This is a genomic window from Micromonospora kangleipakensis, assembly GCF_004217615.1.
Taxonomy (GTDB): domain Bacteria; phylum Actinomycetota; class Actinomycetes; order Mycobacteriales; family Micromonosporaceae; genus Micromonospora; species Micromonospora kangleipakensis.
Genome location: NZ_SHLD01000001.1, coordinates 5,311,943 through 5,332,083 on the forward strand (window position 1 = coordinate 5,311,943; position 20,141 = coordinate 5,332,083).

Here is a 20,141-nt window from a genome sequence, read left to right on the forward strand (position 1 = left end):
CGCTGCGTTGACGCAAACTGTGCACGGGCTATGCGCCCGCTTGCGGCTCCCGTCGCATAGCGATAAATATTCGCAGTTCAGAGCTGTTGTTACTGACCGTACTGGAGGGTCACATTAACGACGAATAGGTTGACTCAGTGTAATCGTGATTGATAATCTCCGTCTTGGCCAGCCCGGACGGCGCCGATATCCGACGCCGCCGCCGCGAGCCGTTCCGACACCGGCGTCGCGGGCAGCCGCGCACCAGGGCAACAAGGACGGTCGGGACGAGGATTCCGGGTCGGGGGGTGCGCCGGTGACCGGTCATTCCGAAATGCCGACGGCCGGCGCCGGACCCGCGCCGCGGGTGTCGTTACAGCTGCTCGGCGGTTTCCGGCTGCTGCACGACGACGTGCCGGTGGTGGTGCCCCGGGGGCTGCAACGGGTCATCGCGCTGATCGGCCTGCGGCCGGCCGCGACGCGCAGCCACCTGGCCGGGCTGCTCTGGCCGGAGACGTCCGAGGAGCGGGCACTGTCGTCACTGCGTACCGCGCTGTGGCGGCTGCGCCAGGACCCGTGCTGTCCGCTGCTGACCGACGGGGACACCGTCCGGCTCGACCCGACCGTCCACCTCGACACCGACGAACTGGTCGACGTCGCGGCCCGGGTCCGCGACGGGGAGGTGCCGGACGCCGTCCGCGTCGCCGGCCGCCACGACCTCCTCCCCGGCTGGTACGACGACTGGGTCCTGCTGGAACGCGAACGGCTGCGCCAGCTCCGGCTGCACATGCTCGAACAGCTCGCCTGCAACCATCTCGCGGCGGGCCGGCACGGCGAGGCGCTGGAGGCGGCGCTGGAGGCGATGGCCGCCGAGCCGCTCCGCGAGACCCCGCACCGCCTGGTCGTCCGGATCCACCTGGCCGAGGGGAACGCCTTCGAGGCGGTGCACGCCTTCTACGTCTACCGCGACCTGCTGCTGCGAGAGCTGCGCCTGGAGCCCTCCCCGGCGATGGGCGCGCTGCTCGACGAGACCCTCGCCCCGATCCGGCACGCCACCCGCCCGCCCTCGCCCCGCCCCGGCGTCACCGCCCGGTCTCGCGACGTGACGGGGAGGTGACAGCCGCCGGGCATGGTGGCCCGACACGGTGTCCGACGTCCTCGGGCTGGATCAGGGGCACCACCGGCGAGAGGGGTCCCGATGAGTCGTCTGCTGATCGTCAGCCGCATCGTCCCAGGGGCGGAGGGCCGGGTCGCACAGATCTTCGCCGAGTCCGACGCGACGGAGCTGCCCGGCCTCACCGGTGTCCGGCACCGGTCGCTGTACTGCCTGCACGACCTGTGCGTGCACCTGATGGAGACCGTGGACGTCGACCCGGACGTGGTGGCCGGCGTGCGCAACCACCCGCTGTACCGGCAGGTCAACGAGCGCCTCTCCGCGCACACGTCGCCGTACCTGCCGACCTGGGGCTCCCCTCGGGACGCCATCGCCGGCTGCTTCTACACCTGGGACGCCGCCGTCGCGCCGGCGTCGGACCCGGTGGGCTGAGACCGGCGTCCCGGACCCGCACGGCACCGCGGTCCGGGACGCCCCTCCGCCTCCGACGGCACACGCTCGGTCATCCCGCCACCACCCGGCGGCACGGCGTGTCCCAGCAGGGACGCAAGCCGCCCACCTCCCTGTCGTCCACGACGTACGTGTGCGAAGCTGCCCCCGGTTTTTCTCACGACTGTCGTTCACGTACATAAGAGGGAGGTTTGCCGTGCCGTCGACTTTCGGGCAATGGCTGATCCTGATCCTGGCCCTGCTGGTGGGCCTCGCGGGCGGGTGGGTGCTGCGCGGCCGCCAGGCGGCCGCCAGCCCGACGGCGCCCATCGTGGAGGGTGACCCGGTGGCGCCAGCCGCCGAGGTCAGCGCCCCGGCCACCGCCACCGTCGACCACGAGCGGCCGGCGGCCGTCGTGGACGACGTTCCCCCGCCCGCCGCGGTCACCGAGGAGCCGGCCGCGGCCGAGTACGACGCTCCCCCGGCCGCCGCCACCCTGGCCGCCAACGCCAGCACCCTGCCGTCGGCCGACACCGACACCGAGCGGGCCGAGGCCACCGAGGCCGCGCCGGCCGAGGTCGAGGCCGTTACCGCTACCGAGCCGGTCGAGGTCGACGCCGCGCCGGTCGCCGTCCCGGCGCCCCGGGCCGCCGCGGAGCACGGCTTCACGTCGGACGCCGTGACCACGCCGACCCAGCCGGAGCCGGCCGCCGTCGTGGCGACGAACGGCACCGCCCCGGCGGAGACCACGGACGACTTCCGGCGGATCCAGGGCATTGGGCCGAAGCTGGCCGCCGCCCTGCAGACCGCGGGGATCCGCACCTACCGTCAGCTCGGCGACCTGGACGAGGCGGCGCTGCGGGAGACCATCCGCGCCGCCGGCCTGCGCGCCGCCTCCAGCCTGGCCACCTGGCCGCAGCAGGCCCGGGTGCTGGCCGGCGCCGGCGCCGAGGCCGACCGGGCGCTCCCGGCCGGGACCGGCGAGGACGCCTGAGTACCGTCCCGGGCCGGTGGTGACGATCCGTCGTCGCCACCGGCCCGGGGTCACCGGGCGACGGACTCCGCGTACTCGGTGCAGACCGCGTCGAGCATGTGACTCGCCTCCGCCGCGCGCACCGGGTCCGGATTGTCGAGCGTGATCAGGCCCTTCCACAGCACCCAACCCCGCCCGCGAGCCCACATCCCGTCGTCGACGGCGAGCGCGGCGCGGAACGCCGATCGGCTCGGGCCGGACAGCAGCGTCCAGGCGACCGCCAGGTCGCAGGCCGGGTCGCCCACCCCGCAGCAGCCGAAGTCGATGACGGCCGCCAGCCGCCCACCCCGCACCAGCAGGTTGCCCCACGCGACGTCACCGTGGAACCACACCGGCGGGCCGGACCAGGTGGAGCGCAGGGCGGTCGCCCAGATCTCGGTGACCGTGCCGACCGGGATCCGGTCGCCGAGCGCCTCGATCGCCCGCCGGGTCTCCGCGTCGTACGTCATCAGCGACGCACCCCGGAAGCTACTGTGCGCCCCGGCCGGCGGACCGGCCGCGGGCTCGGGCCGGGGCAGGGCGGCCAGGAAGTCGGCCAGCGTGCGGGCGAAGGCGGTCAGGTCGCCGATCCGGTCGACGCGCGCGGTCTCCCCGTCGATCCAGCGGTGGACCGCCCAGGGGAACGGATAACCCTCACCGGGCTCGCCCCGGGCCAGCGGGGTCGGCACGGTCAGCGGCAACCGCGGCGCGAGGACCGGCAGCCAGCGGTGCTCCTTGTCGACCTGCGGCACGTACCCCGCGGCGCTGGGCAGCCGCACGGTCATCGCGTCGCCGAGGTGGAAGGTGCGGTTGTCCCAGCCACCGACCGCGACCGGTCGGACCGGAAGGTCGGCCCAGCGCGGGAACTGCGTGGCGATCAGCCGGCGCACCAGCGCCACGTCGATCGACGGAACCCGGGGCGGCGGGGCGGCGTCCAGTGGCGTCATCCCGGCCAGCGTCCCCGCGCGCCCGCCCCCTCGCAAACGGTTTCCGGCCACGACGCTCCCTCGGCCGGACCGGACCGATCACCCGAAACGGACACGCGACCCAGTGGTCGTCGCTACCGTCGGTGAGGACCGCCGGCCCGTCGCGCCGATCCCGGACCGCAGGAGCAGCCCGTGCCCGCCGCCACGCCGGACCAGCCCGGGAAACGGGACCGGCCCCCGGTACGCGACCCGGAGTCACCCCGCCGGGTGACGCTGCTCGAGCTCTTCTTCGACCTGGTCTACATCGTCGCGCTGGCGCTCGTCTCGCGCGGCATGGTCGTCGATCTCAGCTGGGAACGCGCCCTGCAAGCCCTGCTCATCCTGATGGCGCTCTGGTGGACCTGGGCGATCACCACCCTGGTCACCGACATGTACGACCCCGAGCGCACCGAGATCAAGCTGTTGGTCACCGCGGTGATGTTCGGGGCGCTGCTGATGACCACCGCCATCCCGGAGGCGTTCGGCAGACGAGGGCTGGTCTTCGCCGGGACGTACGTGGCGATCCATCTCGGTCGTGGCCTGTTCCTGATGCCGGCGGTCCGGCACCACCGGCAGACCCAGCGGCGGGCGGCGCGGATCTTCATCTGGTTCGCCGTCTCCGCCGTGCCGTGGATCGCCGGCGGGCTCGTCGAAGGCCGAGCCCGGGAGGCGCTCTGGGCGTTGGCGCTGGCCATCGACTACCTCGGCTTCCGGCTCTCCTACCCGGTGCCCGGCCTCGGCGCGGTGCCGGACTCCCAGCGCAACGTCGCGGCGGAACATCTTTCCGAGCGCTACCAGCAGTTCTTCATCATCGCCCTGGGCGACGCCATCCTGACCACCGGCACCATGTTCAGCCTCTACCACTCGGAGGCGGAGAACATCGGCGCCTTCGCGGTCGCCTTCGGCACCAGCCTGCTGCTGTGGCGGATCTACGTGCACAAGTCCGGGGAGCTGCTGCCGCACGCCATCTCCAGCTCGAAGCAGCCGAGCCGCTTCCTGAACACCGCCCCGTACACGCATCTGCTGATGGTGGCCGGGGTGGTGACCACCGCGGCCGGCTTCGACCTGGTGCTGCACGAGCCGACCGGACGGACGCCGCCGGCCTGGATGGCGGTCATCCTGGGCGGGCCGGCGCTGTTCCTGGTGGGCCGGGCATTCTTCGAATACGAGGTGTTCAGCAGGGTCTCGCTGTCCCGTCCCGGCGGGCTGCTGGCGCTGCTCACCGTTGCCCCGGGCGTGCTCTTCACGCCGCCGCTGGTCGCCGCGACCGGGGCCATGCTGGTGCTCGCCGGGGTGGCCGTCGCCGACTACCTGCGCAGCCGGGGCCGCCCCCCGGAGGACCCGAAACCGCCGCACTGAGCCGACTCGTCCGGGCATGGTCGTAAACGGCCGTCCGCCCGGTCCCGGCCACCGTTAGCCGAAAGCGCGGATTGGGTACAGGGGTGACACCTCGAATCCACCACACACCCCTGGAGGCAACCCATGCGCGGCACCTCGATACTCGGCGTCCTGGTCGTCATCTGGCTGATCATCGGCGCGATCGCGGCCGGTCAGCGCGGCTACTACAGCAACGACGACACCAACTGCGCGGAGGCGGGCACCATCCTGGTCACCATCGTGGCCGGCCCGCTGAACTACATCGGCGCCAACCCCAAGGTCGACTGCAAGCTCCCTGAGCCGTCCAAGTAACCAACCCGCTCTTCCGGCCCGCGCCCGCTCCCCCGAGGCGCGGGCCCTTTCGTGCCCCGGGTCGGTCGGGTCACCATCCGTAGCGCGTCCTAGGAGGCTGGGTTCCTGGTCGAAGTTCGCCGACCGGGCTGCCGGGAACCGCCAGGATCCACCGCGGACGGAACGGGAGATCCGGCGATGCAGATCGGCTACAAGCTGGCCTCGGAGGCATTCGGACCGCAGGAGCTCATCCGCCAGGCGGTCCGCGCCGAACAGGCCGGCTTCGACTTCGTGGAGATGAGCGACCACTGGAAACGCAGGGGCACTCCCCGTTCACCTGGAGCGTGCTCGGCGCGATCGCCGCGAAGACCAGCACGCTCGGGCTCGCCACCGGCGTGACCTGCCCGACGGTCCGCTACCACCCGGCGATCATCGCCGACCTGCCGGAGCCGTTGCCGGTGATCGCGGTGGCGGCCGGCGGCCGGGCCTCGGCCGCGATGGCCGCCGAGCTGGGCGGCGGCCTCTTCGCCACCGAACCGAAGTCGTCGATCGTGGATCACTACCGGGAGGCCGGCGGTCCGGGCCCGCGCTACGCGGAGGTGCCGATCGCCTGGGCCACCGACGAGGAGCAGGCGGTCCGCGCGGCCCGGGAGACCAGCCGGTGGGCGATCACCGGGTGGAAGGTGATGAGTGAGCTGCCCAACCCGGTCAACTTCGACGCGGCCACCTCCTGGTTGGAGGACCACCACGTCCGCCAGCAGTTCTCCGTCGGCCCGGACCCGGAGGTGCACGTCGCGAGGGCGCGCGTCTACGTCGAGGCGGGCTACGACCACATCGTGGTGCAGAACGCCGGCCCCGACCCGGACGGCTTCCTCGACTTCTTCGCCGGCGACCTCAACGCCCGGCTGCGCGCCCTCGCCTGAGCCCACCCGGCCGAGTCCGGCTGCGGCCCCCGCGGCCAACCGGGCCGCGGTAGCCGGGCGCAGCCCGGTCGACGCCGGGGTGCGCGTACCGGCGGGCCGGCCGGACCGCGGTGGAGGCCGGCGGCCCGGGGCGGGCCTCAGCCGCCGACGTGGATGCCGGGACGGCGAATGGGGTCGGGTTCGGACTTGCGGATGATCTCCCGGACCACCGGCGGGGTGTCGCCGCGGCCGAGGATCAGGTAGCGCAGCAGGTGCGCGAGCGGGTTCCCCTCGGACCACTCGAAGTGGGCGTGCGGGCGGACCCCGGTGCCGTCGCGCAGCGCCAGCAGGACCGCCGCGATCGCGTTCGGCACGGCCGGGCTGCCGGCCCGCAGCACCCGGTACCCGTCGACCTCCACCCCGTGCACCCGCAGCACCTGGCTGAACTCGGACGGGTCGACCACGTCGATCTCGAGGAAGAGCACGTCGGCCGCGCCGGGCACCGGGTTCATCGCGCGCTGCGCCCGCTCCTTGACCCGGTACTCCTTCACCGAGCCGCTCTGCCGCTTGTTGGCGATCAGGTGCAGCCGGCCGTCGTGGGTCAGCGAGTCGGCGATGAACCGCCGGGCGGCCTCGTCGAACTCGATCCGCTCGGCCCGCAGCTCGGTGGTCCGGGTGACCCGGGAGATCAGCGAGACGGCGATGATGCCGGCGATGAACATGCCGGAGATGGTGATGCCGTCCGGCTTCTCGATCACGTTCTCGACGAGGGCGTAGAGCAGCACCAGGGTCAGCACCGTGAAGCCGCCCCCGGCGAACGGGTGCCGCGCCCGGTACGCGGAGATGGTCACCGCGATCGCGCCGGAGACCATCATCGCCAGGATCCCGGTCGCGTACGCGCCGGCCTGGGCGTTGACGTCGGCCCGGAACGCGACGGTGATGGCGATACTGATCAGCGTGTAGACGAGCACCACGGGCCGGACCGCCCGGGCCCACTCCGGCGCCATGCCGTAGGAGGGCAGGTAGCGGGGCACGATGTTGATCAGGCCGGCCATCGCCGAGGCGCCGGCGAACCAGAGGATCAGCACGCTGCTGATGTCGTAGACGGTGCCGAACCCCTCGCCCAGGTGCTCGTGGGCAAGGAACGCCAGCGCCCGCCCGTTGGCCGCCCCGCCGGGCTGGAACTGCTCCGCCGGGATCAGCACGGTGGTGACGAAGGTGGTCGCGATCAGGTAGACCGACATGATCAGCGCCGCGGCGGTGAGCAGCTTGCGGGTGTTCCGGATCCGCGCCTCGAGCCGCTGCCGCGGGTCGGCGCCCCCGCCCTTGACCAGCGGCATCATGCTGACCCCGGTCTCGAAGCCGGAGAGCCCCAGCACCAGCAGCGGGAACGCCAGCACGGCCGGCCCGACCAGGTCGCCCAGGCCGGTGCCCCGGGCGGTGAGCGCGCTGGTCCAGCCGCTGAGCACCGCCGGGTCGGCGGCCACCTCGGCCAGCCCGACGACCACGATCACCGCGTTGAGCCCGAGGAAGACCGCCACCAGCGGGATGGCGACCTGCACCGCCTCGCTGAAGCCCATCAGGAAGACGCCGCCGAGGATGAGCAGCAGCACCACGGTCACCGCGACCGCGGCCGTGGCGCCGTGCGGGAAGGACGCCGGCAGGATCGGGTTCTCCAGCAGGTGCACGGTGGCGTCGGCGGCGGAGAGCGTGATCGTGATGATCCACGAGGTGGCCACGAAGCCGAGCAGCACCAGCACGAAGATCTTGCCCCGCCAGAACGGCAGCAGCCGCTCCAGCATGGCCACCGAGCCCTGCCCGTGCGGGCTCTCCCGGGCCACCCGCCGGTACATCGGCAGCATCCCGAACAGGGTCAGCGCCACGATCAGCAGGGTGGCCAGCGGGGAGAGCGCACCGGCCGCCAACGCGGCGATGCCGGGCAGGTAGGAGAGGGTGGAGAAGTAGTCCACGCCGGTCAGGCACATCACCTGCCACCAGGGGTGCGCCTTCGCCTCCGGCTCCCGGGCCTCCGGGCCGACCGGCTGCACCCGGTGCTGGAACAGCCACCGGCTCAGTCGGCTGGCCGGCTCGGCCGGCCGGACCGGGGTCTCCACGCACTCAGGGATGGCCAGCGGCCCACGACCGGCCCGCTCGCCGCGCTCCGGATCGCGTCCCGCGCGTGCCGCGCGCCCGGGGCCAGACCGCGTCTGGTCGCGCCGCCCCCGCGTACGCCGGGGCTGCGCCCCGTCCCGCCCGTCCGACATCTGCACCCCTTCAGGCCCTGACCCGACCGTAGGCGGTACCCACGGCGTCACCCGTCCGAACCCGGCAAGCCAGGAAGATCATCAGGGCGCGAGGGATCGTACCGCCGCGGGCGGCGGCCCGCCGGTCAGCCGGCCACCGGGGTGCGCAGGGCGCGGAGCAGCCCGTCGGGGTCGGCGACGGTCACCGTCACCGCCGGGTGGCGCAGCCACCGGCCGGGCGCGAGGGCGGGGACCGGACTGGCGAAGCGGACGCAGACACCCGCCGTGGCGCCGGTGCCGAAGGTGACGCCGCGGTCGGCCAGCGAGAGGCGCGGCCCCACCGCCCGCCACCACCGGTACGGCCCGCCCGGCTCCGCCCCGGTGACGTTGCGCCGGTCGGTGCGCAGTCGCCACGGGCCGAACCGGACCGTCAGCGTCTCGGCGTCCACCTCGACGACGGCGGTCCCGGGCCGGACCCCGAGCAGGGCGAGGGGCAGCCGGAACGGCGGGTCGAAGCGGAACCCGAACTGGCGCCGGGATCCGCCGGTCGGTTCGGTCGGGGGTCGACCCGGTTCGCTGCTCGCCATGGACCGGGCGTACCCGGTGCGCGACGGCCGACACCGTCCCGCTGCCCGCTCCCCCGGCCGGCCGGCCGACGGCGCGACGCGGGGCCGGCCGACACCCCCCGGGCCGGTCGGCCCCGCACCCCCCGGGCCCCGGACGCGGCGGCGTACCGCAGCCGGACCCGGCGGCCCTGACCCGTCAGGAGAGCGCGGCGGTCCAGGCCGCCACGTGCGCATCGAGGTAGGCGGCCGTGTCCCGCCAGTAGGCGCCGTCCTCGGCGTGGATGCGCGCCCAGGGCTGGACGCCGTCCCGGGCGCCCCGCTGGAGCAGGTCGCACATCGCCCGGGCGCGCCGGCCCAGCAGCCCGGCCAGCGCCGGACGGTCCGCCCCGGTCAGGCCGTAGCCTTCCACGAAGACCCGCAGCCGCCGCGCCGACTCCCGCACCGGCCGGTCCGGTCGCATCCCGGCCATGCTCTGCGCCGCGTACGCCAGCTCCCACAACCGGGTGCCCGGCCCGGCGCCGTCCCAGTCGATCAGCACCCAGCCGCGCGGCGAGCGGACCAGGTTCCACGGCGCCGCGTCGTGGTGGCAGACCAGCTCCTCGCCGTCGGGCGGGATGACCCGCTGCCACACCGCCGCCGCCGGAGGAACGAAACCGGCCGTGGCGCGGTGCAGCTCCGCCAGGAGGGCCCCGATCGACGCCAGCTCGGCCGGGGCGTACGTGCCGGCGGGGTCGCCGGGCTCCCCCGGGACGTACTCCAGCACCTGGCGGCCCCGGCCGTCCCGGCCGAGCGGCCGCGGCGCGCCGGGGAAGCCGACCTCGTGCAGGTGGTGCAGCAGCGCGTCGACGCTCTCGGTCCACGGGCCGACCGGCCGCCGGACGGTGTCCCCGACCCGGACCACCCCCGCGGTGACGTTGCCCCTCAGCGGCAGCTCGACCCCCGTCATCCGCCCATCCTCGCACCGGGCCCCGGGACGACGATGTCCCCGCGTCCCGCCGCGAGGGCGGAACGCGGGGACCCCCCGTCCCGGCTACTGCAGGAACGCCCCGAGGGGCGAGAGCAGCAGCCGACCGAGCAGCGCGGCGTTGTCGTCCAACCGCGTCCGCTCACACTCGCGGGCCTCCGGATCGTGCCGGCAGCGCCAGATCTTCTGCGCGTTGCGCCAGGCGACGTTCCGGGTGTACTCCACCAGTTCGCCCTGGTACCAGTCGTCGATGTCGCCGTTCACCATGTCGATCATGAGCTGCCAGTGGTCCAGGTAGCCACGGCGCAGCTCGGGGATCCGCTCGGCGAAGATCTTGTTGATCTCCAGGTAGTCGCGGTGCTGGTCGCTCTCGTCGACCGGCTCGGACTCCAGGCTCTCCAGGGTGGTCACCAGCGCGAACGGCAGGTCGAAGTTGATGTGCGCGTTCACCCCGGCGGCGGCCGACGGCAGCGGCCGGGCGTCCGGGCCGCGCATCCGTTCGAACAGGCAGGCCCAGGCCTTCGGCGTGCTCGGGCTGGACTCCGTCCAGAACCGCAGCGCGTCGAAGTAGCGCGCGGCGAACTCGACGTCCAGCCGGGCCAGGAAGGCCGGGTCGGCGAAGCGGTCGTCGTAGAGGCCGTCCAGCACGCTGGTGGTGATGGTCAGGTAGAGCTTGTTGAAGTCCGCGAGGGGACAGCTCGCCTCCAGCGGCGGCAGCCGGACCAGCATGTCCTGCAGCTTCGTCAGGTGGTCGACGACCGCCGGCACGTCGGCCGGGTGGTCGGCGAGCAGCCCGACGATGTCCTGGTGCACTGGACCCCAGACCGGTTCGGTCATCGCTCCTCCACTGTGGCCGGTCACCCCCGTGCCGCCGGTGACGTGGGACAGCCTTCCAGCCGCGCCGGGCGGCGGGATCAGTAGAACGACGTATGTCGGGTGGCCGGTCCTACGACTGTTCGCCGCGGTTGCGCAGGAAGATCGCGCTCGCCTGCACCCGGGTCCGCACCTGGAGCTTGTCGAAGATGTGCGAGACGTGTACCCCGATGGTCCGCTCGCTGATGAACAGCCGCTGGCCGATCTCCTTGTTGGTCAGCCCCTCGGCGACCGCGGCCAGCACCTCCCGTTCCCGGGCGGTCAGCACGGCCAGCTCGTCGACCGTCGGCTCGGTGGGAGGCGCCGCGGCGGGCCGGCGGGGGGCCGGCACCGGCGGGCCACCGGCGGGTGCCGGGCGCTCCTCCAGCGTCACCCGGGCCCGGCCGGCCAGGGTACGGATCTCCGAGCTCAACGGCAACGCGCCGAGGCCCTGCGCCATCTGGTACGCCTGGCGCAGCAGCTTGCCGGCGGTCGCCACCCGGCTGCGCCGGGCCAGCAGCGCCTCGGCCTGCCGCAGCCGCGAGTACGCAGCCGGGTACGGGTGGTTCCGCCGGTCCCACTCGGCCGCCGACCGGGCCCACAGCTCCGGGTCGCCCCGGCCGTCGAGCCGGCTCAGCTCCGCCGCGCAGAGCGCGAGGAAGCCGTCGACGATGTAGCGCACCGGGCGGCCGGCGTGCTCGCTCTTGCGGGCCACCCGGTCGACCACCTCGCGCAGCCGGCGGACCGCCATCTCGTCCACGGCGACGGTGCGGCTGGCGTGCGCCTCCGCCTCCGCCCGCAGGCCGTGCCAGGCCAGCGTGGCCAGCACGATGACGTCGTCGGAGCGGCTCTCGGTCAGACCACGTTGGACGGCCTGCCGGGCCAGGTCGTGCCGCCCCTGCCACATCGCCAGCCCGGCGCGCAGGATCAGCATCGGCAGCACGTGCCGGGCGCCGCCGCCGGCCAGCACGGTGGCCACCGCCTCCAGGTCCCGGTCGGACGCCTCGATGTCGCCGTACCCGACCGAGAGCCGGCAGCGGGCCAGCAGCAGCTCGACCGCGTCCGCGCCGGACGGGCGGTGCCGCAGCGCCGCGGCGACCACCTTCTCCGCCTCCGACCACTGCCCCACCCGGAACAGGCCGTTGGTGGCGATGGCCAGCAGCCGGGTCTCCCAGGTGCGGCCCAGCCCGAGCTCGGCGACCCGCTCCGCGCCCCGGCGGGCCACCACCACGCCCTCCTCGAGGATGTTCAGCGGGCCGGTCAGCAGCTCCGCCAGGTGCAGGTACGCGCAGGCGACGTCCTCCGGCCGGCCGGACCGCTCGGCGATCTCCACCGCCTCCCGCATCACCGCCAGCCCCGCGTCGGGATCCTCCAGGAAGGCCTCGCTGAAGCCGAGCGCGGCGCTGGCCAGCACCACCTCCGAGGTGGAGCCCTCGACCGTGGCGGCGAGCTGCAACGCCTCCCGGGCCTGCTCGCCGGCCTCGGCGTACCGGCCGAGGTGCAGCAGCAGCTCGGCCAGGTGGGCGGCGGCGGTAGCCCGCTCCCGCGCGGTGCAGTCGGCCGCCGCCAGCGCCCGGCGGTACTCCGCCTCCGCCGGGGCGGAGCGGCCGGCGGCGGCCAGGTAGCGGGCCCGCCGGATGTGCAGGGCGCAGGCCGGCGGGCCGGCCGGGTCCCCGGCCAGCTCCTCCAGCAGGGCCAGCGCCCGGGCGTGCTCGCCGCAGTGGTGCGCCGCCTCGGCGGCGTGTTCCAGCAGCTCGGCTCGGTCGACCTCGACCGGGGTGGCCCGGTCCGGCTCCGGCGGGACCGCGGCCGGCGCGTCGGCCAGCTGCAGCGCCGCCGACCAGTGCCGGTGCGCCTCGGCGTAACCGTGCAGCCGTTCGGCCTCCCGGGCGGCGGCCATCGCGGCCGGCAACGCGCGGGCGGGCTCGCCGGCCAGCCGCCAGTGGTGCGCCAGCCGGGCCTGGTGCAGCTCCGCCGTGGCCGAGGTCAGCGCCTCGGCGTAGCGCCGGTGCAGGGCGGACCGCTCGGCGGGCAGCAGCTCGTGCGCCAGCACCTCGGCGACCAGCCGGTGCCGCAGCCGGTAGCCCTCGTCGGCGCCGACCAGCAGCCGGTGCGCCACCGCGGCCCGGACCGCCTCGATCAGCTCCTCCTCGGGCAGCCGGACGACCTGCGCCAGCAGCCAGTGTTCAACCGGCTCGACACCGGCGGCGACCGCGTGCACCACCGCGTGGGCGTGCTGCGGCAGGGCGTCGACCCGGGCCAGGAAGATCTCCCGGAGGGTGTCGGAGAGCCCGTCGCGGCCCTCGCGCAGGTCCCGGGCGAGCTCCTCGGCCACGAACGGGTTGCCGCCGCTGCGCTGCCAGACCAGCTCGGCCGCCTCCGGGTTCAGCGGCCGGCCGACGACGGCCGCGGCCAACCGGTCGGTGTCCGCCCGGTCCAGCGGCGCCAGGTCGACCACCCGGACCGACCGCAGCCGGCGCAGCTCGGTGAGGACGCGGCGCAGCGGGTGGGCGCCCTGCAGCGCCTCCGCCCGGATCGCGGCGAGCACCGACAGTTGCAGGTCACCGAGGCCGGCGAGCAGGTAGAGCAGGAGCTGACGGGTGCTCCGGTCGACCCACTGGAGGTCGTCCAGCACGATGACCAGCGGGCGACCGCCGGCCACCAGGTGCAGGCCGCGGGAGACCCGCTCCAGCAGAGCGCCGGCGCCGTCCGGCCCCGGGGTCTCGTCGTCGAACACCTGCAGCAGGCCACGCACCGCCGAGGAGGTGCGGGCCTGGGCGGCGGTCAGCTCGGTGTCGAAGCGGCGCAGCGCCTGTCGCAGCGGGTGCAGCGGGGAGGCGTCCCCGATGTCCAGGCAGGTGCCGGTCAGCACCAGCGCGCCCGCATCCCGCAGCCGGGCACTGACCTCAGCCAGCAGGCGGGTCTTGCCGACCCCGCTCTCGCCGGTGAGGAAGACCGCCGCGGTGTGCCCCTGCGCGACGTCGTCGAGCAGCGCCGACCGCAGCGCCGCGAGCTGGTCGGCACGGCCGACGAGCGGTGCGGTGTCCACATCGCTGGCCATGGCTCGCAGCCTAATCACAGACTCCCGAACCGTTCTACGGCCTCAGCGCCCTTGTGGTACTCCTCGCGTCGACATTGCGACTAAAGGTTGCGGGTGGCCGACATACGTCGTTCTGCCGATCCCCCGAGAACCCGGTGGTGCAAGTCTCCGGAGGTCGTCAGGCACCGGAGCGGGGGGAAAGGTGGGTGCGATGCCAATGTCCACGAAGGTGGGACGTCGGGATGTCGTCAGCTCGACACGATGGCCGGTGCCGGAGGAGAGACGCACGGTCAGCGTGCTCTTCGCCGACATCGTCGGGTCGACCGGCCTGACCGAGCGGCTCGATCCGGAGGACGTGCGGGCCCTGCAGCGCGCGTACTTCGACAGCGTGGCCGGGGTGCTGCGCCGCTGGAACGGCGTGGTGGAGAAGTACATCGGCGACGCGGTCATGGCGCTCTTCGGCGCGCACGCCTCCGACGGCTTCGACGCGTACCGGGCGGTGCGGGCCGGGCTGGAGATCCAGCAGGCCGTCGACCGGCGGGTGCCGGCCGGCACCCGGCTGCGGGTCCGGGTCGGGGTGGCCACCGGCGAGGTCCTGGTGGACCTCGCCGCCACCCGCGACGGCGGTCACGGCACGGCCAGCGGCGCGGTGATCACCACCGCGGCCCGCCTGCAGGAGTACGCCCCGCCGGGCGCCGTCGTGGTCTGCGCCGCCACCCAGCGGGCCACCGCCGGCCTGGTGGAGCAGCGGCCGCTGGCCTCCATGACGGTCGCCGGCAAGGCGCTGCCGCTGGACGTCTGGCGGGTCGCCGGTACGAGCCGGTCGCGTCCCACCCCGCACCACGGCCCGCTGGTCGGCCGGCGCCGGGAGCTGGCCGCCGCGGGCGACGAGATCGCCCGGGCGGTCCGGGACCGCCGGCCCCGCTGGATCTCGCTGGCCGGCCCGGCCGGCAGCGGGCGCAGCCGGCTGCTGCACGAGCTGACCCGGGCGGTGTCGACGGTGGACGGAGCGCCGGTGCGCTGGTGCGTCGCGCACTGCCCGCCGTACGCCGAGGGGGGCCTGGCGCCGCTGGCCGACATGGTCCGCGGGTTCGCCGGCGTCCGCGACACCGACCTGCCGCCGACCGTACGCCGGCGGCTGGCCACGGCGCTCGACGGGTTGCTCCCGCCGGCCCGGCTGGGTCATGCGGCGCACACGCTGGCGGAGCTGCTCGCCGCGCCGGAGGACGCCGGTGCCGCGGGCCGGGGCGCCGACGTCTGGCGGCAGATCCTGCTGGAGCTGGCCGCTCGACAGCCGGTGGTGGTCGCGGTGGACGACCTGGACCGGGCGGCGCCGGCGATGAACCGCTTCCTGCACCGGCTCTTCGCCGCGGCGACCGAGCGGAGCCTGCCGCTGGCGGTGGTCGCCACCCACGGCACCGGCTGGGCGGACGTGCTGCCCGGCGCCGGCGACCGGCGTCGCCGGGTGCCGCTGCCTCCGCTCGGCACGGTCGACACCGGACGGTTGCTGCGGCACCTGCTCGGCCGGGCCGGCCGACCGGCCGCGCTGGCCCGGGACCTGCTGCCGCTGGTCGGCGGCAACCCGGCCGTCGCCGAGGCCTACGTGCGGGCGCTCGACGAGGACGGCGGCGGCGCGCCGGCCGGGCGGGTGCCCGACCCGGTACGCCGAATCGTCGACGCCCGGCTGGACCGGCTGGACGGCGACCACCGGGCGGTGCTGATGGCCGGCGCGGAGCTCGGCGCGCGCTTCGCGGCCGGCACGATCGAGCGGCTGCTCGGCTGGGTGCCGGGCCGGGCCGAGCCGGTGCTGCGGGAGCTGGTGGCGGGCGGCCTGCTGCGGCGGCCAGCCCGGGGCGGGTACACGGTGGCCGAGCCGGCGGTGGCCCGGGTGGCGCGGCACCGGCTGCCCCGCGCGGTCCGGGCGGAGTTCGCCCGGCGGGCCGGGGCCCCGCTCGCCGCGGCCTGCACGGTCGGCGCCGGCTCGCGCCCGGACCGCGTCCCCGGCACCGCACGCCCGAACGCCGTCCCTGATACCGCGCGTCCGGCCGGGGTCCCCGATACCGCGCGCCCGGTCGGAGGCGTCTGGCAGCGGCGGCACTCGGCCGAGGTGGCGCCCCGACGGACAGCGCTCGCCGGCGCCGGCTCCCGGTCCGCGCCGCGAGACCGGTCCGGCTCCGGATCGGTCACCCCGAGCTGGTCCGGACCGGACCGGGCGGGGGCCGATCCGGCCGGGGCGGCCGGGGGGCATGCCGGGTTCGCCCCGCCCGTCCCGGTCCGCCGACCCCGGTGGGGATCGTCCACCCCGGACCCGGTCCGAGCGCCGGGCGGCGGGACCCCGCCGGGCCTGGCGACCGTCGGCCCACCGGCGCCGCCCACGACGGCACGGCGGGGCTCGGTCGTCCCGCTCGCCGGATCACCGCGGTCGACACCGCCGGGCAGTCGGCCACGGCCGGTCGCCCCGCTCGGAAAGGCGGCGCCCGCCGCGCCGGCCGGGTCCCCGGTCAGGCTGGCCGACGCCACGGTCCGCCGCCGTCGGACCGGGCCCACCGCGGCCGGACCGATCCCGCTCGCCGCCGCCTGACCAGCGGCGGAGGCGGCCGGGAGCGGGCGAACCGGGCGTCGGGGCGCCCAGGACGGACGTACCGGCCCGCCCCGGTGGAGCTGCCCGCGTCGACAGCGCATCCGGCGCCGGCCGGCGGGCCGGACCGTCGGAGCGGGTCAGCGGTCGGCGAGGAACGCCAGCGCGCGGTCCCAGGTGCGCCCGGCGGCCACCGGGTCGTGGTCGGGCACGTCCGGGTCGGTGTAGAGGTGCCCGGGCCCCGGGTAGCGGTACACCGACAGGTCCGCCCCGGCGGCGGTCATCGCCCGCTGCCACTCGTCCACCTCGTGCTGCGGCTCGTACTCGTCCGGGTCGGCGAGGTGCAGCTGCACCGGCAGCCCCGGGCGGACCGCCTCGGGCGCGCCCGCGGTGCCGTGCAACAGGAGCAGGGCCGCCGCGGCGGGCCGCTCGGCGAGCAGCGCCCCGGCCACGCCGGCGCCCATCGAGAAGCCGGCCAGCACCGTCTCGGCCGGCAGGTCCGCCGCCGCGGCGCGGGCCCGGTCGAGCACCACGTCCCGGCCGACCTTGTCGAGCAGGGCGAAGCCCTCCTCCACGGTCTGCGCGGCCGGCAGGCCGTACAGGTCGGGGGTGACCACCCGGTGCCCGGCGGCGCGCAGCCGGTCGGCGGCGGCGAGCACCGCGGGGCGCAGCCCGTACACGGAATGCAAGAGCAGGATCTGTCCCATCCGGCCATCGTGCCAGCTCTCCGGCGGCGCGGCGCCGCCGGGCCGGGGGGCGGGCGATGATCCGCCGGCCGCTCAGCCCTGGTCGGCGCGGGGCGCCAGGGTCCGGCTGCGGCCCCGGAATTCGGCGACCACCTCGTCGTCCCGCCAGACCGTGACGTCGTAGATGCCGCTGCGGCCGTACCGGGTGCGTTCGGTGGCCCGGGCCTCCAGCAGGTCACCCTCGCGGACCGGGCGGAGGAAGCTGATCTCGCCGCCGGCGGCGACGGTCACCGGCCCGTGGCTGTTGCAGGCCAGCGCGAACGCGGTGTCGGCCAGCAGGAAGACGAAGCCGCCGTGGCCGATGGCGTGGCCGTTGAGCATGGCCGCGGTGACGCGCATCCGGGCCACGGCCGCGCCGTCGGCGGCGGAGACCAGCTCGATGCCGAGCCCCTTGGAGGCCACGTCGGCATCGAACATGTCGTGCGCCGCGGTACGGCCGGCACGCTCCCCCATCTCAGTGCCCCCGCCGCTGGTCCACGATCCGGCGCATCTTGCCCATCGACCGTTCCACCCCGTCCGGCTCGATCACCTGCACCGCGACGCTGACCCCGATGGTGTTCTTGACCTGCTCCACCAGCGCCGCCCCGGCCCGCGTGGCCTCGTCGGCGGACACGCCGACCCGCCGCTCCACCTTGACGGTGAGCGTGTCCATCCGGCCCTGCCGGTCCAGCACGCACTGGAAGTGCGGCGACAGCGCCGGGGTACGCAGGATCAGCTCCTCGATCTGGGTGGGGAAGACGTTCACCCCGCGCACGATCATCATGTCGTCGGTCCGCCCGGTGATCTTCTCGATCCGGCGCATCGTCCGGGCCGTGCCGGGCAACAGCCGGGTGAGGTCCCGGGTGCGGTAGCGGACCACCGGCATGGCCTCCTTGGTCAGCGAGGTGAGCACCAGCTCGCCCTGCTCGCCGTCGGGCAGCACCGCGCCGGTGACCGGGTCGATGATCTCCGGGTAGAAGTGGTCCTCCCACAGGTGCAGGCCGTCCTTGGTCTCCACGCACTCGACGGCCACCCCGGGGCCCATCACCTCGGAGAGCCCGTAGATGTCCACCGCGTGCATGTCGAGCCGCTGCTCCATCTCCCGGCGCATGTCCTCCGTCCACGGCTCGGCGCCGAAGATGCCGACCCGCAGCGAGGTGGACTTCGGGTCGACGCCCTGGCGTTCCATCTCGTCCACGATGGCCAGCATGTAGCTGGGGGTGACCATGATGACGTCCGGCTCGAAGTCGCGGATCAGCATGACCTGTCGCTCGGTCATGCCCCCGGAGACCGGGATGACCGTGCAGCCCAGCTCCTCGGCGCCGTAGTGGGCGCCGAGCCCGCCGGTGAACAGGCCGTAGCCGTACGCCACGTGCACCCGGTCGCCGGGCCGGCCGCCGGCGGCGCGGATGGACCGGGCCATCAGCCGGGCCCAGGTGGCCAGGTCGTCCCTGGTGTAGCCGACGACGGTGGGCCGGCCGGTGGTGCCGGACGAGGCGTGCAGCCGGGCGATCCGCTCCCGGGGCACGGCGAACATGCCGAACGGGTAGTTCTCCCGCAGGTCGGCCTTGCCCGTGAACGGGTAGCGGGCCAGGTCGCCCAGCTCCCGGCAGTCGTCGGGGTGGACGCCCGCCGCCTCGAAGGCGCGGCGGTAGTGGGGCACGTTGTCGTACGCGTGCCGCAGCGACCGGCGCAGCCGGTCCAGTTGCAGCGCCCGCAGCTCGTCGACGCCGGCCCGTTCCACGGGCTCCAGCTCCTCCGGACGAGGGGTGCGGTCCTGCACGGCTGCCTCCTGCGCGACGGTGTCCCGACGCCGCGCGGCGCCGGGCGATGCTGCGTACCGTACGCCCGTACCGGGTTGTCGTGCCAGGTCATGGGCAGGGCCCGGGAGCGGCGGCGGGTGCCGGGTGCGGCGTGCGGAGCCGGGCCCAGAGGCCGAGGGGTGCCGGGGTCAGCGGGCGGCGGGCAGCCGGTGCAGCGCGTCCACCAGCGGCGCCAGCTCCGGGGTCCGCTCCCCCTCGGCCAGCGCGTCGGCCAGCACCCGGTCGTGGGTGGGCCGGGCCCGGGCGAGCAGCTCGGAGCCGGCCGGGGTCAGCTCGGTGTAGATGCCGCGCTGCGGGCACCGCCGACCGCCGTACGGCGCGGGGTTATGCTCGGCCGGAGACCGGCGGTGGGGCCCGCCGTCCCGGGCCACGCCGGGAGAACCGCGACACGCTCGCCAACGGTCCCTGCCAGTGATGCCCGTCCTGGTGGGGAGGCACCGTGACACCACCACCCGAGTTCCGCGTCGACCCCGACGTCGACCTGCACGTACCCGCCGACCGGGCGGAGCTGACCGCCCACCCCGCGGCGGTGCTCGGCGCCATCGCCGCCGGCGGCGTGCTCGGCGCGCTGGCCCGGGCCGGCATCCAGTCCGCGTTCCCGCACTCCCCCACCGGCTTCCCGTGGGCCACCTTCGGCATCAACCTGGCCGGCTGCCTGCTGATCGGCGTGCTGATGGCGGTGATCGGGGCGCGCCCGGTGCCCCCGCTGGTCCGGCCGTTCCTCGGCGTCGGGGTGCTCGGCGGCTTCACCACCTTCTCCGCGTACGCGGTCGACGCGCAGCGGGCGGTGACCGCCGGCGCGGCGGGCACCGCGCTGGCGTACCTCGCGGCGACCCTGGTCGGCGCGCTGGTGGCCGTCTGGGTCGGGGACGCGGCGGCCGCCCGGCTGCTGGCCCGGCGGGCGGCCCGGTGACCGTCCTGCTGATCGCGCTCGGGGCGGCGCTCGGCGCGCCGCTGCGCTACCTGACCGACCGCGCCGTGCAGGCCCGGCACGACTCGCCGTTCCCGTGGGGGACGCTCACCGTCAACGTGGCCGGGTCGCTGCTGCTCGGCGCGGTCACCGCGATCCCGGCCGCGCCGGCGGTGACCGCGCTGCTCGGCACCGGGTTCTGCGGCGCGCTGACCACGTGGTCCACGCTCAGCTACGAGACGCTGCGGCTGACCCGGGAGGGCGCCCGCTTCCACGCCGTGGCCAACGCGCTGGCCAGCGTGGTCGCCGGGCTGGGCGCGGCCGCGCTCGGCTACGCCCTCGCCCACGCGCTGACCGGCTGAGCCACCGCC

Annotated in this window: 19 protein-coding genes; 9 read left to right on the plus strand and 10 right to left on the minus strand. The window is 75.3% G+C overall.

Going from position 1 to position 20,141, the window contains the following annotated elements:
• Positions 1–295 precede the first annotated feature (295 nt).
• The 3 genes from EV384_RS25630 to EV384_RS25640 all read left to right on the plus strand — a co-directional run bounded on the left by EV384_RS25630 (position 296) and on the right by EV384_RS25640 (position 2,516).
• Complete coding sequence (locus EV384_RS25630; RefSeq protein WP_423202917.1) at positions 296–1,096, plus strand: AfsR/SARP family transcriptional regulator; 801 nt, start codon at positions 296–298, stop codon at positions 1,094–1,096.
• Between the two features lie 81 nt (positions 1,097–1,177).
• Positions 1,178–1,525: a TcmI family type II polyketide cyclase gene (locus tag EV384_RS25635; protein WP_130337217.1), complete on the plus strand. Its 348-nt coding sequence runs from the start codon at positions 1,178–1,180 to the stop codon at positions 1,523–1,525.
• Between the two features lie 214 nt (positions 1,526–1,739).
• Positions 1,740–2,516 (plus strand): hypothetical protein, encoded by a 777-nt coding sequence (locus EV384_RS25640; RefSeq protein WP_130337219.1) that lies wholly within the window; start codon positions 1,740–1,742, stop codon positions 2,514–2,516.
• Between the two features lie 50 nt (positions 2,517–2,566).
• Here EV384_RS25640 and EV384_RS25645 read toward each other — a convergent pair whose 3' ends face one another.
• Positions 2,567–3,481 carry an aminoglycoside phosphotransferase family protein gene (locus EV384_RS25645; protein ID WP_130337221.1) on the minus strand — a complete coding sequence of 305 codons (915 nt, stop codon included), beginning with the start codon at positions 3,479–3,481 and terminating at the stop codon, positions 2,567–2,569.
• Between the two features lie 171 nt (positions 3,482–3,652).
• Here EV384_RS25645 and EV384_RS25650 point away from each other — a divergent pair, with 171 nt between their 5' ends.
• From EV384_RS25650 to EV384_RS25660, 3 genes are all read left to right on the plus strand, one after another.
• On the plus strand, positions 3,653–4,858 hold the full coding sequence (locus tag EV384_RS25650; RefSeq protein WP_130337223.1) for a low temperature requirement protein A: 1,206 nt from the start codon (positions 3,653–3,655) through the stop codon (positions 4,856–4,858).
• A 123-nt stretch (positions 4,859–4,981) separates the two neighbouring features.
• Positions 4,982–5,188: a hypothetical protein gene (locus EV384_RS25655; protein ID WP_046564384.1), complete on the plus strand. Its 207-nt coding sequence runs from the start codon at positions 4,982–4,984 to the stop codon at positions 5,186–5,188.
• A 323-nt stretch (positions 5,189–5,511) separates the two neighbouring features.
• Positions 5,512–6,090, plus strand: a complete 579-nt coding sequence (locus tag EV384_RS25660) for an LLM class flavin-dependent oxidoreductase (RefSeq protein WP_242624286.1) — start codon at positions 5,512–5,514, stop codon at positions 6,088–6,090.
• 137 nt (positions 6,091–6,227) lie between these two features.
• On the opposite strand, the gene EV384_RS25665 is transcribed toward EV384_RS25660, so the two are convergent.
• The 5 genes from EV384_RS25665 to EV384_RS25685 form a co-directional block, all read right to left on the minus strand.
• Positions 6,228–8,333, minus strand: coding sequence for an APC family permease (locus EV384_RS25665; protein WP_207232461.1), 2,106 nt, complete (start codon positions 8,331–8,333; stop codon positions 6,228–6,230).
• 125 nt (positions 8,334–8,458) lie between these two features.
• On the minus strand, positions 8,459–8,899 hold the full coding sequence (locus EV384_RS25670; protein ID WP_130337225.1) for a hypothetical protein: 441 nt from the start codon (positions 8,897–8,899) through the stop codon (positions 8,459–8,461).
• Between the two features lie 175 nt (positions 8,900–9,074).
• On the minus strand, positions 9,075–9,824 hold the full coding sequence (locus EV384_RS25675) for a phosphotransferase enzyme family protein (RefSeq protein ID WP_130337227.1): 750 nt from the start codon (positions 9,822–9,824) through the stop codon (positions 9,075–9,077).
• Between the two features lie 84 nt (positions 9,825–9,908).
• On the minus strand, positions 9,909–10,679 hold the full coding sequence (locus EV384_RS25680) for a DUF5995 family protein (RefSeq protein ID WP_130337229.1): 771 nt from the start codon (positions 10,677–10,679) through the stop codon (positions 9,909–9,911).
• Between the two features lie 109 nt (positions 10,680–10,788).
• On the minus strand, positions 10,789–13,755 hold the full coding sequence (locus EV384_RS25685; protein WP_130337231.1) for an ATP-binding protein: 2,967 nt from the start codon (positions 13,753–13,755) through the stop codon (positions 10,789–10,791).
• Positions 13,756–13,945: 190 nt separating this feature from the next.
• On the opposite strand from EV384_RS25685, the gene EV384_RS25690 reads away from it, so the two are divergent.
• Entirely contained in the window at positions 13,946–16,315 is a 2,370-nt protein-coding gene (locus EV384_RS25690; protein WP_242624287.1) for an adenylate/guanylate cyclase domain-containing protein, read from the plus strand.
• 137 nt (positions 16,316–16,452) lie between these two features.
• Here the strand turns inward: EV384_RS25690 and EV384_RS25695 are convergent, their stop codons facing one another.
• From EV384_RS25695 to EV384_RS25710, 4 genes are all read right to left on the minus strand, one after another.
• Entirely contained in the window at positions 16,453–17,019 is a 567-nt protein-coding gene (locus EV384_RS25695) for a dienelactone hydrolase family protein (protein ID WP_130337233.1), read from the minus strand.
• Positions 17,020–17,091: 72 nt separating this feature from the next.
• Positions 17,092–17,511: a hydroxyphenylacetyl-CoA thioesterase PaaI gene (paaI, locus tag EV384_RS25700; protein ID WP_130337235.1), complete on the minus strand. Its 420-nt coding sequence runs from the start codon at positions 17,509–17,511 to the stop codon at positions 17,092–17,094.
• A 1-nt stretch (position 17,512) separates the two neighbouring features.
• The gene (gene paaK / locus EV384_RS25705) at positions 17,513–18,820 is read right to left on the minus strand and encodes a phenylacetate--CoA ligase PaaK (RefSeq protein WP_130337237.1); all 1,308 of its coding nucleotides are present in this window, start codon (positions 18,818–18,820) and stop codon (positions 17,513–17,515) included.
• 168 nt (positions 18,821–18,988) lie between these two features.
• The gene (locus tag EV384_RS25710; protein WP_207232462.1) at positions 18,989–19,231 is read right to left on the minus strand and encodes a hypothetical protein; all 243 of its coding nucleotides are present in this window, start codon (positions 19,229–19,231) and stop codon (positions 18,989–18,991) included.
• Between the two features lie 68 nt (positions 19,232–19,299).
• Here EV384_RS25710 and EV384_RS25715 point away from each other — a divergent pair, with 68 nt between their 5' ends.
• The gene (locus EV384_RS25715; protein ID WP_130337239.1) at positions 19,300–19,773 is read left to right on the plus strand and encodes a FluC/FEX family fluoride channel; all 474 of its coding nucleotides are present in this window, start codon (positions 19,300–19,302) and stop codon (positions 19,771–19,773) included.
• Positions 19,770–20,132 carry a fluoride efflux transporter CrcB gene (gene crcB / locus EV384_RS25720; protein ID WP_130337241.1) on the plus strand — a complete coding sequence of 121 codons (363 nt, stop codon included), beginning with the start codon at positions 19,770–19,772 and terminating at the stop codon, positions 20,130–20,132. Before EV384_RS25715 ends, crcB begins: the two co-directional genes overlap by 4 nt.
• Positions 20,133–20,141: the final 9 nt, after the last annotated feature.

Excerpts from the sequence above, each read along its gene's own strand:
- EV384_RS25635 (WP_130337217.1), top strand. The coding sequence starts at position 1,178 with ATGAGTCGTCTGCTGATCGTCAGCCGCATCGTCCCAGGGGCGGAGGGC.
- EV384_RS25645 (WP_130337221.1), bottom strand. The coding sequence starts at position 3,481 with ATGACGCCACTGGACGCCGCCCCGCCGCCCCGGGTTCCGTCGATCGAC.
- EV384_RS25655 (WP_046564384.1), top strand. The coding sequence starts at position 4,982 with ATGCGCGGCACCTCGATACTCGGCGTCCTGGTCGTCATCTGGCTGATC.
- EV384_RS25665 (WP_207232461.1), bottom strand. The coding sequence starts at position 8,333 with ATGTCGGACGGGCGGGACGGGGCGCAGCCCCGGCGTACGCGGGGGCGG.
- EV384_RS25670 (WP_130337225.1), bottom strand. The coding sequence starts at position 8,899 with ATGGCGAGCAGCGAACCGGGTCGACCCCCGACCGAACCGACCGGCGGA.
- EV384_RS25675 (WP_130337227.1), bottom strand. The coding sequence starts at position 9,824 with ATGACGGGGGTCGAGCTGCCGCTGAGGGGCAACGTCACCGCGGGGGTG.
- EV384_RS25680 (WP_130337229.1), bottom strand. The coding sequence starts at position 10,679 with ATGACCGAACCGGTCTGGGGTCCAGTGCACCAGGACATCGTCGGGCTG.
- EV384_RS25685 (WP_130337231.1), bottom strand. The coding sequence starts at position 13,755 with ATGGCCAGCGATGTGGACACCGCACCGCTCGTCGGCCGTGCCGACCAG.
- EV384_RS25690 (WP_242624287.1), top strand. The coding sequence starts at position 13,946 with ATGCCAATGTCCACGAAGGTGGGACGTCGGGATGTCGTCAGCTCGACA.
- EV384_RS25695 (WP_130337233.1), bottom strand. The coding sequence starts at position 17,019 with ATGGGACAGATCCTGCTCTTGCATTCCGTGTACGGGCTGCGCCCCGCG.
- paaI (WP_130337235.1), bottom strand. The coding sequence starts at position 17,511 with ATGGGGGAGCGTGCCGGCCGTACCGCGGCGCACGACATGTTCGATGCC.